We start from the raw sequence: 15,382 nt of genomic DNA on the forward strand, positions 1-15,382 counted from the left end.
CCCGGTGAGATCCGGGTCATAATGACGGGCATGGCAGACAGAACCGTGCGCGGTGGGCAAGAGCGAAGCCGGATCAAGACCCTCACCCAGGCTGCGTTGAACGCCGACAAGACGGTGGAGCAGGTCGAAGACGTCCTCGACGGCCTGAGCACGACCATGAAAGAGCTCAACACTTCCCTTTCCAACCTCAACGCCACGGTCGAGCGCATGGAAAGCGGCCTGGACCACCTCGACGGCACCTTGTCGCGACTGGACGATCTCGCCAGGCGACTGATCGTCCTGGTCGAGCCCGTGGAGGCGATCGTCGGGCGGATCGACGGCATGGTGAAAGTGGGCGAAACGGTGATGACGCCGCTCGCGATGACGGAGCACGCCGTGCGCGGAGCTCTGGACCGACTGCGGAACCGCTGAGACCTCGCAGGCCTACATCTTCGTCGACCGGGCCATCACGAAGCTGTACAGCCCGTAGGTGATGAGTCCCAGGCCGGCCGCGATCAACAGCGCCGCCCCAAAGTGCTGGGACCCGAGCGTCTTCAGGGCCCCGTCGAGCCCGGTGGCCTTCTTCGGTTCCGAGCGACACGCGGCGATGATCACCAGCGCGCCCGTCAGGGTGATCACGGCGCCCTTGCCGATATACCCGGCCACCCCCAGCCGTCGCACCCAGTCACCCGACTTGCCCCGGAGATCGTCGACGAAGTTGCGGGTGGCGCCCTTGTAGATGTGGTAGCACCCGACCACGACGATGACCAGCCCGCCCGCGACGAGCGCGATGGTGCCGCCGGTCGTTTCCAAGAGGCGCGCGCTGATGCCCGAATTCTGTTGATCCGCCGCCTTCCCGGCACCGCGCGCGAAACCGAACGCGGAGTAGGCAAAAGCGAGGTAGACGGCCGCCAGCCCAAGGGCCTTCGCCCGCGAGGACGCATCCGACGACGGGCCCTCCGACCTCCGGTCGCATGATCGGCCGAGGGCGGTTTCGACGAGCCGCCACAGGCCCATCGCCAGCAGGGCGGCCGTGGCGATCCAGAGTGCGAGTGGGCCACCCGGCTTGGCCGCCAGTGTCGCCAGGGCGCCGGTCTGGTCCGCGGTGCCGCCGTCGCCAAGCGCAACCCGGATCGCGAGATAGCCGACGATCAGGTGCAGCACCCCGTTGACGACGAACCCGACGCGCGCGAGTCGTTCGAAGACGCCGTTCTGGGCCAACTCAGCCGCGGGGACGGGCGAGGCGATGTCAGGCATGGCTTACGAATGCCCATCACCCACTGTTACGTAACGCGCTGGCCAATCCGTTCATCGTCAGCAGGATGCCGCGCTGCACCAGTTCGTCGTCGTCGCCGGAGCGGTAGCGGCGCAGCAACTCCACCTGCAGGTGGTTCAGCGGCTCCAGGTAGGGGAAGCGGTTGAACACCGAGCGGGCCAGCGCGGGGTTGTCGGCGAGCAGGTCGTCATGACCGGTGATCAGCTTGTGCATCGCGATGGTCCGCCGGTGCTCGTCCACGATCTTGTCGAACACCCGGTCCCGCAGTTCCTCGTCCTCGACCAGCTCCGAGTAGTGCGCCGCCAGGCCGAGGTCGCTCTTGGCGAGCACCTGGGCCATGTTGGAGAGCACGCCGCGGAAGAACGGCCACCGCTCGTATAGCTCGTGCAGGATCGCCACCCGCTCGGTCTCGCTTTCGGGCCCGGCCGCGATCCACTGCTCGAACGCCGACCCGGTGCCGTACCAGCCGGGAAGCATCACCCGGGACTGGCTCCACGCCAGCACCCAGGGGATGGCGCGCAGGTCCGATATCGACGACGTGGGTTTGCGTGACGTCGGGCGGCTGCCGATGTTCAGCGAACCGATCTCGCTGACCGGCGTCGAGGCCATGAAGTAGTCGACGAAACCCGGTGTTTCATGCACCAATTCGGCATAGGCGCGCTGCGCCAGGGTGGCCACTTCGTCGAGCACCGCGTAGGCCGGCTCCGCGGCGTCCCCCAGGCCCTCCACGTCGAGCAGCGTCGACTCCAGCGTCGCCGCCACCAAGCTCTCCAAGTTGCGCCGGGCCGCCTGCGGTTCGGCGTACTTGGCGGCGATCACCTCGCCCTGTTCGGTGAGCCGCAGCGAGCCGTTCACCGCGCCCGGGGGTTGCGCCAGGATGGCCTGATAGCTCGGCCCACCCCCGCGGCCGACGGTACCGCCGCGACCGTGGAAGAGCCGCAAGCGAATTCCGGCCTTGCGGGCCACCTCGACCAATGCCAGCTCGGCTCGGTAGACCGCCCAGCTGGAGGCGAGGTAACCGCCGTCCTTGTTCGAGTCGGAGTAGCCGAGCATCACCTCCTGACGCCCGTCCTGCGCGTCGACGACCGCCCGGTACAGCGGAAGCTCCAGCATCGCGTCCAGGATGGTCGCGCCGTTGTGCAGATCGTCGATCGTCTCGAAGAGCGGTGAGATGGCAACCGGGCAATACGGTTCCGGCCCGGACGCATCCAGCAGCCCGCCCTCTTTCAGCAGGATCGCCACCTCCAAGACGTCGGACACCGAGCGGCACATGGAGATGACGTAGTTGGGTACCGCGGCCGGGCCGTAGCGCCCGACGGCATAGGCCGCCGCGCCGACGACGTCGAGCTCCTTGCGGGCCAGGTCGGACAGGCCCCCGCGGTCGCCGACCAGCGGGCGGCGGGTAGCCAGCTCGCCGGCCAGCAGCTCGACCCGCTCGTCCTCGGGCAGCGAAGCGTAGTCGGGGTGCACCCCGGCCCACGCCAACAGCTCCCCCACCACCTCTTCGTGGACGTCGGAGTTTTGCCGCATGTCCAGCCCGGACAAGTGAAACCCGAAGACGCTCACGCCCTCTCGTAGCAGGGCGAGGCGGTCGTCGGCCAGCAACGCACTGCCGTGTGCGCGCAGCGACTCGTCGATGGTGTCCAAGTCCGCCTGCAGCTCGGCCGGCGCGGAATACGGTGTCAGGCCGAGGTCCAGCTCGTGCTGCGGTCGGCTGTCCAGGATCTCGGCGCCCGTCGCGGTGAGCCGGGCGCGAATCACCCGCACCGCCCGCCGGTACGGCTCGTCGGCGCGGGCCTCCTCCCCGCAGCCCTCGGCCAGTTCCGCCAGCCCCGGGGTGACGGGGACGAGTCGCGCCGACATCGACAGATCCTGCTCGAGGGCGGTGAGCTCGGCCAGGTAATGCGACAGCGCGGTGAACGCGGCGCTGGCGGTGGCCTGGCGTACCACGTCGCCGGTCACGTTCGGGTTGCCGTCGCGGTCGCCACCGATCCATGAGCCGGGCCGCAGGATCGGCGCGGCGAGCAGGTCGCTGTCGGGCCACCGGGCCCGCAACGCGTCCCGGACCTCGGCGTTGACCTGCGGAATGACCTGGAAGAACGCCGCGGCGTAATAACGCAGCCCGACCTCGATCTCGTCGGTGATCTGCAAGCGGGACAACCGGATCAGCGCGGTCTGCCACAGGGTGAGGACCTGGCGGCGCAACTCGCGCTCGATGTTGCGCCCGTCATCGGTTTCGGTGTGCCCCTCGGCGTGCAATCGCATCAGCTGGGTGATCCGGTGCTGGGTGACGAAGACGGTGCGCCGCCGGGTCTCGGTCGGGTGGGCGGTGATCACCGGGGAGATCAGGGCGCCCCGCAGGGCGTCGGTCACCGTGGCCGAATCAAGTTCGGCCCCATCGAGTTTCGCGTAGGTCGCGGCTAGGCTGCTGTCCTGCGGCGGCTCGCCGGCGGAGACGTGGATGGCGCGGCGACGTTCCCGGTGGATGTCCTCGGCCACGTTGGCCAGCAGCGCGAAGTGGCTGAACGCCCGGATGACCGGGATCGCTTGGTGAATGTCGATGCCGTCGAACATGCGCGCCACGTCGACCCGCTCGATCTCGGAGCGGCGCACCCGAAACGACTCCACCCGGGCGCGCTCCACCAGGTCGAAAACCTCGTCCCCGCTCTGCTCGCGCACGGTGTCGCCGAGGATGGCGCCCAGCATCCGGATGTCGGCGCGCATCGGCTCTGTCGCCTCGCGACCGACGAGCGTGCGTTGCACGGCGCCGATGGGTTCGAGCGCGATGTCGGAAACGTCAACCATGCGTCCCAGTATCGGTGCGGATCACGCGCTCCGCCCGCCGACGGGTCACCGGTACTTGATCAGCAGGGCCACCCCGATGATGGACACCAGCCAGATGCCGGTGATGAACAGCGTCAAGCGGTCCAGGTTCTTCTCCACCACGGTCGAGCCGGAGAGGCTGGACTGCACACCGCCGCCGAACAGCGTCGATAGGCCGCCACCCTTGGCGCGGTGCAGCAGCACCAGCAACACCACGAGCACGCTTGTGACCACCAGGGTGATCTGCAGGGCCAGCTCCATGACGCTGAATCTTACCGGCGGGGCCGCGGCGTCACGGCAGGGGCCCGCCGGCGGCGATCGCCGCCAGCGTCGCGAACTGCTCACCGTCCAGGGACGCGCCGCCGACCAGGGCCCCGTCGATGTCGTCGCGGGCGATGATGTCGCCGATGTTCTTGGCATTCACCGAGCCGCCGTAGAGCACCCGCACGGTGTCGGCGACCTTGGACGAGGCGAGGGTCGTCAACGTCGCCCGGATCGCGGCGCACACCTCCTGGGCGTCGGCGGCACTGGCCACCCGGCCGGTGCCGATGGCCCACACGGGCTCGTAGGCGACCACGACCTTGTCGATCTGCTCAGCGGACAACCCGGCCAGCGAGCCGCGCAGCTGCTCCTCGCAGTGGCTGACGTGCCCGCCGGCCTCGCGGACGTCCAGGTGCTCGCCGATGCACACGATGGGGGTCAGCTCGTGCTTGAGGGCCGCGGCGGCCTTGGCGGCCACCAGCGCGTCGTCCTCGTTGTGGTAGGTGCGCCGTTCGGAGTGGCCGACCACGACGAAGCTGCAGCCCAGCTTGGCCAGGAAGGCCCCGCTGATGTCACCGGTGTAGGCGCCCGAGTCGTGCTGAGACAGATCCTGGCCGCCGTAGGTCAGCCGCAGCTTGTCGCCGTCGACCAGGGTTTGCACGCTGCGCAGGTCGGTGAACGGCGGCAACACCGTGACGTCGACCTTGTCGTAGTACTTGTCCGGCAGCGCGAACGCGATCTTCTGCACCAGCGCGATCGCCTCGAAGTGGTTGAGATTCATCTTCCAGTTGCCGGCGATCAGCGGCTTGCGGCTCACGCGTCTCCTCCACTTGGTTGCGGCCGCCCGAGAACTTCGATGCCCGGCAGCGTCTTGCCCTCAAGGTATTCCAGCGACGCGCCACCGCCGGTGGAAATGTGCGAGAAGTCGCCCTCCGGGATGCCCAGCGCGCGCACCGCGGCCGCGGAGTCGCCGCCGCCCACCACACTGAACGCGCCCTTGCCGGTCGCCGCGGCGATGGCCTCGGCGACGCCCCTGGTGCCCGTGGCGAACGCCGGGAACTCGAACACGCCCATGGGACCGTTCCAGAAGACCGTCCGGGCGTTGGACAGCAAGGCCGCGAAGCGCTTCACCGATTCCGGGCCGATGTCCAGCCCGATCATGTCGTCCGGGATGGCATCGGCGGCCACCGTCTGCGGCGGCGAGTCGGCGGCGAACTGCTGGGCCACCACGATGTCCCTGGGCAGCCGCAGCACGTCGACGTAGGTGTCCAGCAGCCGGCGGCAGGTGTCGACCATCTCCTCTTCCAGCAGCGACTTCCCCACCGGAAAGCCTTGTGCAGCAAGGAACGTGAAGCACATACCGCCGCCGATCACGATGCTGTCGGCCTTGGTCGCCAGCGACTCGATGACGCCGAGCTTGTCGGACACCTTCGACCCGCCGAGCACCACCGCGTAGGGCCGGGTAGTGGAGCTGGTCAACTGCTCCAGCACCCGGATCTCGTCGGCCACCAGCGTGCCGGCGTAGTGCGGCAGCAGCGTGGCCACGTCGTACACCGAGGCCTGCTTGCGGTGCACCACGCCGAACCCGTCGGAGACGAAAGCCCCTCCAGGCGAGACCAATTCGGCGAGTTCGCGGGCGAGCGCGAGCCGCTCGCCGTCGTCCTTGCTGGTTTCGCGCGAATCGAAGCGGGTGTTCTCCAGCAGCAGGACGTCGCCGTCGGTGAGTCCCTCGGCCCGGGCCAGCGCGTCCCCGCCGACGACATCACCGGCGAGCTGCACGTGCCGCCCGAGCTGCTCGCCGAGCGCCGCTGCCACCGGCGCCAGCGACAACTTCGGGTCGGACCCGTTTTTCGGCCGCCCCAGGTGCGCGGTGACCACCACCTTGGCGCCGGCGTCGACGAGCTCTTTCAACGTCGGCACCGACGCGGTGATCCGGCCCGGGTCGGTGATGGCGCCATCGTCGTCGAGCGGGACGTTCAGGTCGGAACGCACCAGCACGCCCCGACCCGAAACACCTTCGGCCAGTAGGTCTTTCAGAGTAGGAACGGCCATGCTTACAGTGACTTGCCGACCAGTACGACGAGGTCGATGAGGCGGTTGGAGTAGCCCCACTCGTTGTCGTACCAGGACACCACCTTGGCTTGGTTGCCGATCACCTTGGTCAGGCCGGAGTCGAAGATCGAGCTGTGCGGGTCGGTGACGATGTCGCTGGAGACGATCGGGGCGTCGTAGTACTTCAGGATGCCCTTCAGCTTGCCTTCCGCTGCGGCCTTGAAGGCGGCGTTGATGTCTTCGGCGCTGGCGGATTTCGACAGCTCGGCGGTGAGGTCGGTCACCGAGCCGGTGGGGATCGGCACCCGCAACGCGTACCCGTCGAGCTTGCCCTTCAGCTCCGGCAGCACCAGCCCGATGGCCTTGGCCGCGCCGGTGGAGGTCGGCACGATGTTCAGCGCGGCGGCGCGCGCCCGGCGCAGGTCCTTGTGCGGCCCGTCCTGCAGGTTCTGGTCCTGGGTGTAGGCGTGGATGGTGGTCATCAGCCCCTTGACGATGCCGAACTCGTCGTTGAGGACCTTGGCCAGCGGCCCGAGGCAGTTCGTGGTGCACGACGCGTTGGAGATGATGTTCTGGCTGCCGTCGTACTTCTCGTCGTTGACGCCCAGGACGATGGTGATGTCCTCGTCGGTGGCGGGCGCCGAGATGATCACCTTCTTGGCGCCGGCGTCCAGGTGGCCCTTGGCCTTGGCGGCGTTGGTGAACAGGCCGGTGGATTCCACGACGACGTCGACGCCCAGGTCGCCCCACGGCAACGCTGCCGGACCCTCCCTGACCTCGAGGGCCTTGATCTTGTGCGGGCCCACCACGATGGTGTCCTGGCCTTCCAGGCTGACGTCGTAGGGCAGCCGGCCCAGGATCGAGTCGAATTTGAGCAGATGCGCCAGTGTGTGGTTGTCGGTGATGTCGTTGACCGCCACCACCTCGATGTCGGCGGTGCCCTGCTCCTGTTGGGCCAGTAGGGCCCGGTAGAAATTGCGTCCGATTCGACCGAAGCCGTTGATGCCTACTCGGACCGTCACTTGATCTCTCCCTGTCTTGGCGATGTCTTTACTGAGTCCGCTGAATACGCGCTCGTGGTCAGCCTAGATGAGCAACATGCGCGGTTGCCGCCCCGGTTCCCGCGGACAATGTGACCTCAGTCGCGGCGGGTCTTTTTCAGCCACTTCAGCGCCGACTCGGCGGCGTGGTAACCGCACAGGCCATGGATGCCGGCCCCCGGCGGCGTGGACTGTGAGCACAGGTAGACGCCTGGCACCCCGGTGGCGTAGGGATCGACGGCGATGCGGGGGCGGAAGATCACCTGCAGCCCGTCGTTGGCGCCGCCGATGATGTCGCCGCCGATGAAGTTCGCGTTGTAGGCCTGCAACTCGGCGGGCCCCTTGCTGACCGTCGCCAGGACGCGGTCGGAGAACCCCGGCGCGAACCGCTCGATCTGGCCGACGACGGCGGCGGTGGCGTCGCCGTCGTAGCCGAACGGCACGTGCGCGTACGCCCAGATCGGGTTGACGTTGCCCGCCGAGCGGGACGGGTCGGCAAGGTACTGCTGCCCGAGGAGCACAAAGGGCCGGTCGGCCATCTTGCCCTGCGCGCGTTGACGTTCGGTGTCCGCCATCTCGGCGAACGTGCCGCCCAGGTGCACGGTGCCGGCCCGGGCGCAATCGGGGTTGGTCCATGGGATGTCGCCCTCGATGGCGAAGTCGATCTTGAACGCCGACGAGCCCTCGCGGTACCGCCGATACGACCGCCTGATCCGGCCCGGCATCACGTCGCCGTAGATGGCGAGCGCCGCGGCCGGGCTGAGGTCGAGCATGACGATGTCGGCGTCCGGGATGTCGTTGCGACTGCTGACGGTCACCCCGGTCGCCACCGAGCCGCCGTACTCCTGCAGGGCCGCGGAAAGCGCTTGGCTGATCGACCCGGAGCCCCCTTGCGCGACGGGCCAGCCGTAGCGGTGTCCACTGGCCAGGATCATCAACCCCAGGGACGCGGTGAGCGGCCGGTCGAGCCGGGTGTAGACGTGCGCGGCCGCGCCGCCGAAGAGCGCGCGCGCCTGCTCGGTGCGGAACCAGCGGGCCATGGTGGTGGCCGGCAGCAGCGCCCGCGGCCCAAAACCGGCCAGGCGGAGCGGGTGACGCGGGATGCCCAGCACCGGCCCCATGAGATCCTCGGCCAGTTCATCGAATCCCGCCGCCAGGTCCCCTATCGCCCGCCGCCAGCGGGCGCCGTCGGCCCCCATCCGGGCCACGGTCTCATCCAGCGACTGATAGAGCACGCCGGCGGTGCCGTCGTCGAGCGGGTGCGCGCAGTCGACCTCCGGCCACTTCCACCGCAGCCCGTAGCGCTGCAGGTCGATCTCCTTCCAGAACGGCGAACCGACGCCCAGCGGGTGGAACGCCGAGCAGTGGTCGTGGATGACGCCGGCCATCGTCAATTCGCCGGAGCGGGCTCCCCCGCCGACGGTGTCGCACGCCTCGAGCACCTGCACGTCGACGCCGTGACGGGCGAGGTGGATCGCCGCCGCCAGGCCGTTGGGGCCGGCGCCGACCACGACGGCGGTGGTCATCGAGCGCTGCGTTGCGTGGTCCGCGGCGATCGCGAGCGCGGCGGAGCCGGGCGCGGCGGGTCGCCGCCATCGATCACATGCACGGGCAACTCGTCACCGGGCTCCGGCCACGGCTGGCGGGCGAGCATGTCCTCGACGTTGACATAGCCTTCCTCGATCAGTCCGGCCTTGGCGTCGAAGATGCGGTACCACTGCTTCTGGATGTGGATGGGCTGTCCCTCGAGGACGATCACCCGCACGTCGCCGTCCTCGAAGTGGCAACGGCGCTGCACGGCTTCGAGCAGCTGCTCGTTGTGCAGATGGCCCTCGCCGAAGTTCCAGCCGACGAGCGGCCCGGCGACGATTTCGCCCTCGCGGATCTTGTAATTGGCTTCGTCGGCCTCTCCCCCCAGGGCGCGAGGCACCAGGGCGTTGAGCGCGCGGCCGTGCACGTGCATGGCCCGGAAGGCGGCCGTCTTGTCCGCCATGATCTCCGCGGTCTCGGGGTCGTAAAGCCGGGCCAGCTGGTTGACGACGAGGGCGGAGCTCTTGACGATCTCGGCGTCGACCTTCTCCTCCGCGCCGGTGCGGAAGCACCACACGCTGGACGCCCAGTTGCCGGCGTAATACCTCATCGCGGGGAGGAACGAAATCTTCTTGGGGAACATGTTTCCCGCGATCACGAGTGCCACCGTGGCGATGACGAGGGCCCACAGCAGCGGCGAACGCAGGTCGGTGGCACGGATCGAGGCGTAGTGCCCGAACAGATAGAAGAGCGAGAAGATGAAGAAGACGTTCCACTCCAACGGAACTCCCATCGGGAGGTTGGAAATGATGTTGAGGTGGAAGATCACCATGAATCCGATCAGGAACCACCGCCACGGGTGATCGCCGGCGAAGAAGACCAGCACCGTCGGAACCACGAATTCGGCTGTGGTGCCACCGACGTGGGCCATCATCTTCGGCAACCAGGTGGGACGCAGATCGTTGATGTGGTCGCGGTACAGCATGTGCTTGATCGGGTTGAACAGTTTGGGCCGCAGCAGCGCGTTATTGCTCGTCATGACCGACACCACATACGGGAAGTGGTGGTTGAGCTTGGATGTTGCGGCGCCCCACCACAACAACAGCATGATGAGCTTGTATGCCGCGATCTGATCGGTGAACGGGAAGAAGAACACGAACAGCTTTAGCCAGTAGTGCTCGCCCCGCGCGGCCAGGAAAATGGTCTTGTCGCGCAGGCCCAGGACCGCTAGCGCGACGATCGTCGGGATGACGCGGACGGGGCCGATCAGACCAACGTCGCCGGCAGCGGTGACCGGCCCGCCGTGGCCGGGCGACAGCAGCGCCCACACCCCGCCGGCCAAAACGATTGCGTACAGCGCAACGTCGACGACGGTACGGCTGTCACCGGCGGTGAACGGCACCTTCCCAGGCCACGCCGGCAGCCGAATTGTGTTGGGCCGCAGCCAGTACAAGATTCCGCCGATGGGCGGCATGAACCGTCCAGTGAGCGGGCCGGACCCACAACCCAGGCCCGTCACCTCGAACAGCAGCGTGAAGACGATGACCTTCTGGTAGACGATCGGCTGCGTCCACCAGTCGGCGATGCGGCCGAGGCCGCCGAGGCCCGGGGTCAGCGAGATGATCGCGGCGGGGACGGCGATGTACAGGGCGATCTTGATCAGGTACAGCAGATACACGGCATACGGTGTCCCGAAGCCGTGTTCCGCCCAGTGCCGCGTCACGACCTGCAGCCGGGTGGCCCGGGGCAGTGTGGGCCAGGTCTTGCGATCGACGTCGGGAAGGTCCGGTGTCATGAATCCCATGGGCGGCCTCGCTCGGTGTCGGAAGAAACCAGTTGGCCCGTCAAATGTATCGGCACCGCCGCTCGGCTGGGGCTGAATCGGCGCGACGCGCCCCGTCGTCGGTCACCCAAGCAACGAAAATTGCTGCGCGATAAGCGAATTGCTACCGGACCGCGGAGCGTGGCCGTGCAGAGAGGGCGGCGGGGTCCCCCGGCGTCCGGCGAACAAACCGGCGGCGCAACTTCTCGAGCATGCCGTCGAGATTGTCCCGGTCCTGTTCCTCGATTCGCGCCATCCGGCGAAGGTTGCAGACGGCGTCGACGTCGCCGCTGGCTTGCGCGGCGACGATCGCCTTCCGGTAGTCGTCGAGCCGCTGTTCGATGAGCCTGCGGTTCTGCGAGAGCAGCCGCACGAAGTAGTCGGCCTGGCGGTGGTCCGCCGCGTCCGGGGTGGTCGGATCGACGTCACCGGCCGGGCGGTCGGTGGCCGGTGCGGACGGCGCGGGTCCCTGACTGCGACGGGCCGGTTCGGTGCGAACCACGCTGGCATGGGGCCGCCGGGAGCGCCGGTCGCTGGGGGCACTCCTGCGCGCGCCTCCCGAGCGGGCGTTGCGCTCGGGGGACAAACCGGCAACGTCCATCGGGTCCCGTTTCTCGAGATTTCACTGAGGGCGTCGTAACAATAGCGCCGGGAACCGGCGGGCACCATATCCGCGGACGCGGAAAGAGATAAACACCATGACGGCCGCCGCGCGCCGGTCGCTACCATCGAGGAACTCGACGCGGCCCCTCATACCTAGGGCGGCCTCGCGGGAGCGTCAAGGGAGGAACGTGACCGACAACGATCACTCCGATGTCGGCGACATCGGCAAATTCGACCCCGTCTTGACCCAGCGCCTGATGAGCGTGATGCGCCCGGCCATGAAGACATACTTCCGGTCGGAGGTGCACGGCCTGGGTTCGTTCCCGCCCGGCGGGGCGCTGGTCGTCGGCAACCACTCCGGCGGCATGTTCCCGATGGACGTTCCCATCTTCAGCGTCCACTTCTACGAGAAGTTCGGCTACGACCGGCCGATCTACACGCTGAGCCACGACATCCTCATGACCGGCCCCACCGGCGAGTTCTTCCGCCGCACCGGATACATCCGGGCCAGCCGGGAGAACGCGGCCAAGGCCTTGCGGTCAGGCGGGGTGGTCATCGTCTTCCCGGGCGGCGACTACGACGCATACCGGCCCACGCTCTCGGAGAACGTCATCGACTTCGACGGCCGGAAGGGATACGTCAGGACGGCCATCGAGGCCGGCGTCCCGATCGTGCCCGCGGTGTCCATCGGCGGACAGGAGACGCAGCTCTACCTGTCGCGCGGGACCTGGCTGGCCGAGCGGTTGGGGGTGAAACGCTTGCTGCGCAGCGCCATCCTGCCGCTGTCGTTCGGCTTCCCCTTCGGCTTCAGTGCGGTGATCCCGCCCAATCTGCCGCTGCCCACCAAGATCGTCACGCAGGTGCTGAAGCCGATCGACATCACCGCGCAATTCGGTGACGACCCGGACGTCGACGAGGTCGACGAGCATGTGCGATCGGTGATGCAGCAGGCCCTCAAGGACCTCGCCGCCAAGCGACGTTTCCCGATTCTGGGCTGAACCGTGGCCTCTCCAATCAACCAAGCCCTCGGCCTCCTCACCACCCTGCGGCGCGCCGGCATGATCGCCCCGATGCGGCCCGACCGCTACCTGAAGATCGCCGCCGCCATGCGCCGCGAGGGCATGGGGATGACCGTGGGCTTCGCCAGCGCTGCGCAACGCTGCCCCGACCGGCCGGGCCTGGTCGACGAGCTCGGCACGCTGACCTGGCGCCAGCTCGACGAGCGGATCAACGCGCTCGCCGCGGCGCTGCAGGATCTGCCGTCAGGGCAACCCAAGGTCGTCGGGATCATGTGCCGCAACCACCGCGGCTTCGTCGAGGCGGTGGTGGCCACCAACCGGATCGGCTCCGACGTCGTGCTGCTCAACACGTCGTTCGCCGGCCCGGCCCTCGCCGAGGTGGTCAACCGCGAAGGCGTCGACGCCGTCATCTACGACGAGGAGTTCACCGAGACGGTCGACCGCGCGCTGGCCGACAAGCCGGACGCCACCCGCATCGTGGCCTGGACCGACGGGCAGCACGAGCTGACCGTCGAGAAGCTCATCACCGAGCACAGCGGCCAACAGCCCGAGCGCACCGGCCGCAAGGGCAGGATGATCCTGCTGACCTCCGGCACCACCGGAACTCCCAAGGGCGCCAATCAAACCGGAGGCAACGCCGGCATCGGCACCCTCAAGGCCATCCTGGACCGGACGCCGTGGCGAGCCGAGGAGACGGTGGTGGTCGTGGCGCCGATGTTCCACGCGTGGGGCTTTTCGCAGTTGATCTTCGCGGCGTCGATGGCGTGCACGGTGGTCACCCGGCGCAAGTTCGACCCGGAGGCGACGCTGGACCTCATCGACCGGAACCAGGCGACCGGGTTGGCGGTGGTGCCGGTGATGTTCGACCGCATCATGGAGCTGCCGCCCGACGTGCGAAAGCGGTACAGCTGCAAGTCATTGCGATTCGCGGCGGCATCCGGCTCGCGGATGCGACCCGACGTCGTGACTGCGTTCATGGACGAGTTCGGCGACGTGATCTACAACAACTACAACGCCACCGAGGCCGGCATGATCGCCACCGCCACCCCGCAGGACCTGCGGGCGGCACCCGACACCGCGGGCCGCCCGGCAGGCGGGACCGAAATCCGGATCCTGGACAGCGATTTCAACGAACTGCCCGCCGGTGAGGTCGGCACCATCTACGTGCGCAACGACACCCAGTTCGAGGGATACACCTCGGGCACCACCAAGGATTTTCACGCGGGGTTCATGTCGTCGGGCGATGTCGGCTACCTCGACGAGGCCGGCCGGTTATTCGTGGTCGGCCGCGACGACGAGATGATCGTCTCCGGCGGCGAGAACGTCTATCCGATCGAGGTCGAGAAGACGCTGGCGGCGCACCCCGACGTGGCCGAGGCCGCGGTCATCGGCGTCGACGATGAGCAGTACGGCCAGCGTTTGGCGGCATTCGTCGTTTTGAGCGCGGGCGCCCAGGCCACGCCCGAGACGCTCAAACAGCATGTCCGGGAAAACCTGGCCAACTACAAAGTGCCCCGCGAGATCGCCGTCCTCGACGAACTCCCGCGGGGCAGCACCGGCAAGATCCAGCGCAACGAACTGCAATCTCGGGTCAACGGCTGATGCGCCGCCGCCTCTCGGAACTGCGGCGCCCCCGGCCGCTGGCACGCGCCACACTGGAACTGGCCAACGCCGCCAACGGATTACGGCCGCTGGCGCGCAAGGGTTACAGCACCGTGCTGGTCTTCTGGTTCGGTTGGCCGACGTCGGAGGTGCCTGGCATCTACTTCTCCGTCTCGCTGCTGGACGCGCTGCGGCGCGCGCGGCGCGGCCACTTCGCGGGCCGGCGCGGCAAGGCGGCGCTGGCCCTGACGGCCGCGTCGTGGGCGATCCTGGGGGTGATCCGCTACCGCGGCATCACCACGCCGGGCCCGGTGCTCGAGGCGGGCCTGCGCGAGCAGCTCGGTCACGACTACGAAGAGGCGCTGGGCAAGCTGCCGCACGCCAAGCCCACGCGCAGCGGGCGGCGCAGCCTTCCGCTGGGCAACACCGTGGCGCGCCGGCGGTACGTCGAGAAGACGAACGTGGTGTCCTACGGCCCGAACGGCCGCGCCAACCTCGCCGACATCTGGCGCCGCCGCGACCTGCCGCGGGACGCCAAGGCTCCCGTGCTGCTGCAAGTGCCGGGCGGGGCCTGGATGATCGGGATGCGCCGGCCGCAGGCCTACCCGCTGATGAGCCACCTGGCCGCCCGCGGCTGGGTGTGCGTGTCGATCGGGTATCGCGTCTCCCCCCGCCATACCTGGCCGGACCACATCGTCGACGTCAAACGCGCGCTGGCGTGGGTCAAGGAGAACATCGCCGACTACGGCGGTGACCCCGACTTCGTCGCGGTCACCGGCGGCTCCGCGGGCGGACACCTGTGCGCATTGGCGGCGTTGACCCCCAACGACCCGCAATTCCAGCCGGGCTTCGAAGAAGCCGACACCTCGGTGGCGGCCGCCGTCCCGATCTACGGCCGCTACGACTGGTTTTCCACCGAGGGCGAGGGCCGCCCCGAATTCGTTTCCCTGCTCGAAAAGTTGGTGGTGAAGCGGGAATACGACGCGCACCGCGACGTCTACGTCGACGCCTCGCCGATCCGGCGGCTGCGGGCCGACGCGCCGCCGTTCTTCGTCCTGCACGGCTGCGACGATTCGCTGATCCCCGTCGGCGAGGCCCAGGAGTTCATCGAGGAGCTGCGCGCGGTGTCGAAGTCCCCTGTCGCCTACGCCGAATTACCAAGCGCGCAGCACGCTTTCGACATCTTCAGTTCGCCCAGGGCGCATCGATCCGCCGAGGCCGTCGCGCGGTTCCTGTCCTGGGTGTACGCAACGAACCCACCCGATCGCGACTAGCCGAGCATCCCGCACTTTCTCGCAAATCCCTTGTGTCACTTTGGCTTCAGAGGTCACAATGTGGTCTTTTTTGTCGGTGGGTGTTCGTAGGGTTTGAGGGG

13 protein-coding genes are annotated in these 15,382 nt (G+C 68.2%); 4 read left to right on the forward strand and 9 right to left on the reverse strand.

The genetic code is table 11. The annotated features are described in order from the left end of the window. The first annotated feature begins 21 nt into the window (after positions 1-21). A complete protein-coding gene (locus tag A5750_RS00430) occupies positions 22-411 on the forward strand; it encodes an ATPase (protein ID WP_066958169.1) in 390 nt (129 codons plus the stop codon). A 12-nt stretch (positions 412-423) separates the two neighbouring features. Here A5750_RS00430 and A5750_RS00435 read toward each other — a convergent pair whose 3' ends face one another. The 9 genes from A5750_RS00435 to A5750_RS00475 form a co-directional block, all read right to left on the reverse strand. Next, entirely contained in the window at positions 424-1,236 is an 813-nt protein-coding gene (locus A5750_RS00435; RefSeq protein ID WP_067260561.1) for a DUF1206 domain-containing protein, read from the reverse strand. 16 nt (positions 1,237-1,252) lie between these two features. Beyond that, the gene (gene ppc / locus A5750_RS00440) at positions 1,253-4,060 is read right to left on the reverse strand and encodes a phosphoenolpyruvate carboxylase (protein ID WP_067260564.1); all 2,808 of its coding nucleotides are present in this window, start codon (positions 4,058-4,060) and stop codon (positions 1,253-1,255) included. 45 nt (positions 4,061-4,105) lie between these two features. After that, positions 4,106-4,339, reverse strand: coding sequence for a preprotein translocase subunit SecG (gene secG, locus A5750_RS00445; protein WP_040624202.1), 234 nt, complete (start codon positions 4,337-4,339; stop codon positions 4,106-4,108). Positions 4,340-4,370: 31 nt separating this feature from the next. Then, complete coding sequence (gene tpiA / locus A5750_RS00450; protein WP_066958164.1) at positions 4,371-5,156, reverse strand: triose-phosphate isomerase; 786 nt, start codon at positions 5,154-5,156, stop codon at positions 4,371-4,373. Next, on the reverse strand, positions 5,153-6,391 hold the full coding sequence (gene pgk, locus A5750_RS00455) for a phosphoglycerate kinase (protein ID WP_067260568.1): 1,239 nt from the start codon (positions 6,389-6,391) through the stop codon (positions 5,153-5,155). The genes tpiA and pgk overlap by 4 nt, the downstream gene beginning before the upstream one ends. Before the next feature lie 2 nt (positions 6,392-6,393). Beyond that, a complete protein-coding gene (gene gap, locus A5750_RS00460; protein WP_066958160.1) occupies positions 6,394-7,413 on the reverse strand; it encodes a type I glyceraldehyde-3-phosphate dehydrogenase in 1,020 nt (339 codons plus the stop codon). A gap of 116 nt (positions 7,414-7,529) precedes the next feature. Continuing rightward, positions 7,530-8,957: an NAD(P)/FAD-dependent oxidoreductase gene (locus A5750_RS00465; protein WP_067260573.1), complete on the reverse strand. Its 1,428-nt coding sequence runs from the start codon at positions 8,955-8,957 to the stop codon at positions 7,530-7,532. After that, positions 8,954-10,765 carry a DUF3556 domain-containing protein gene (locus A5750_RS00470; protein ID WP_067260577.1) on the reverse strand — a complete coding sequence of 604 codons (1,812 nt, stop codon included), beginning with the start codon at positions 10,763-10,765 and terminating at the stop codon, positions 8,954-8,956. The genes A5750_RS00465 and A5750_RS00470 overlap by 4 nt, the downstream gene beginning before the upstream one ends. 142 nt (positions 10,766-10,907) lie before the next feature. After that, entirely contained in the window at positions 10,908-11,384 is a 477-nt protein-coding gene (locus A5750_RS00475) for a hypothetical protein (RefSeq protein WP_066958153.1), read from the reverse strand. A gap of 259 nt (positions 11,385-11,643) precedes the next feature. Between A5750_RS00475 and A5750_RS00480 the strand changes: the two genes are divergently transcribed. From A5750_RS00480 to A5750_RS00490, 3 genes are read left to right on the forward strand one after another with little or no spacing between them, the layout of a single operon-like run. Further along, positions 11,644-12,384, forward strand: a complete 741-nt coding sequence (locus A5750_RS00480) for a lysophospholipid acyltransferase family protein (RefSeq protein ID WP_231989078.1) — start codon at positions 11,644-11,646, stop codon at positions 12,382-12,384. A 60-nt stretch (positions 12,385-12,444) separates the two neighbouring features. Then, entirely contained in the window at positions 12,445-14,007 is a 1,563-nt protein-coding gene (gene fadD12 / locus A5750_RS00485) for an acyl-CoA ligase FadD12 (RefSeq protein WP_231989079.1), read from the forward strand. After that, positions 14,007-15,281 (forward strand): alpha/beta hydrolase, encoded by a 1,275-nt coding sequence (locus A5750_RS00490; protein ID WP_067260584.1) that lies wholly within the window; start codon positions 14,007-14,009, stop codon positions 15,279-15,281. Before fadD12 ends, A5750_RS00490 begins: the two co-directional genes overlap by 1 nt. The last annotated feature ends 101 nt before the right edge of the window (positions 15,282-15,382 follow it).

The sequence above is a fragment of the Mycobacterium sp. 852002-51613_SCH5001154 genome, assembly GCF_001667425.1.
Classification (GTDB): domain Bacteria; phylum Actinomycetota; class Actinomycetes; order Mycobacteriales; family Mycobacteriaceae; genus Mycobacterium.

Excerpts from the sequence above, each read along its gene's own strand:
- ppc (WP_067260564.1), bottom strand. The coding sequence starts at position 4,060 with ATGGTTGACGTTTCCGACATCGCGCTCGAACCCATCGGCGCCGTGCAA.
- pgk (WP_067260568.1), bottom strand. The coding sequence starts at position 6,391 with ATGGCCGTTCCTACTCTGAAAGACCTACTGGCCGAAGGTGTTTCGGGT.
- A5750_RS00435 (WP_067260561.1), bottom strand. The coding sequence starts at position 1,236 with ATGCCTGACATCGCCTCGCCCGTCCCCGCGGCTGAGTTGGCCCAGAAC.
- fadD12 (WP_231989079.1), top strand. The coding sequence starts at position 12,445 with ATGATCGCCCCGATGCGGCCCGACCGCTACCTGAAGATCGCCGCCGCC.
- A5750_RS00480 (WP_231989078.1), top strand. The coding sequence starts at position 11,644 with ATGAGCGTGATGCGCCCGGCCATGAAGACATACTTCCGGTCGGAGGTG.
- A5750_RS00465 (WP_067260573.1), bottom strand. The coding sequence starts at position 8,957 with ATGACCACCGCCGTCGTGGTCGGCGCCGGCCCCAACGGCCTGGCGGCG.
- A5750_RS00490 (WP_067260584.1), top strand. The coding sequence starts at position 14,007 with ATGCGCCGCCGCCTCTCGGAACTGCGGCGCCCCCGGCCGCTGGCACGC.
- secG (WP_040624202.1), bottom strand. The coding sequence starts at position 4,339 with ATGGAGCTGGCCCTGCAGATCACCCTGGTGGTCACAAGCGTGCTCGTG.
- A5750_RS00470 (WP_067260577.1), bottom strand. The coding sequence starts at position 10,765 with ATGGGATTCATGACACCGGACCTTCCCGACGTCGATCGCAAGACCTGG.
- A5750_RS00475 (WP_066958153.1), bottom strand. The coding sequence starts at position 11,384 with ATGGACGTTGCCGGTTTGTCCCCCGAGCGCAACGCCCGCTCGGGAGGC.
- A5750_RS00430 (WP_066958169.1), top strand. The coding sequence starts at position 22 with ATGACGGGCATGGCAGACAGAACCGTGCGCGGTGGGCAAGAGCGAAGC.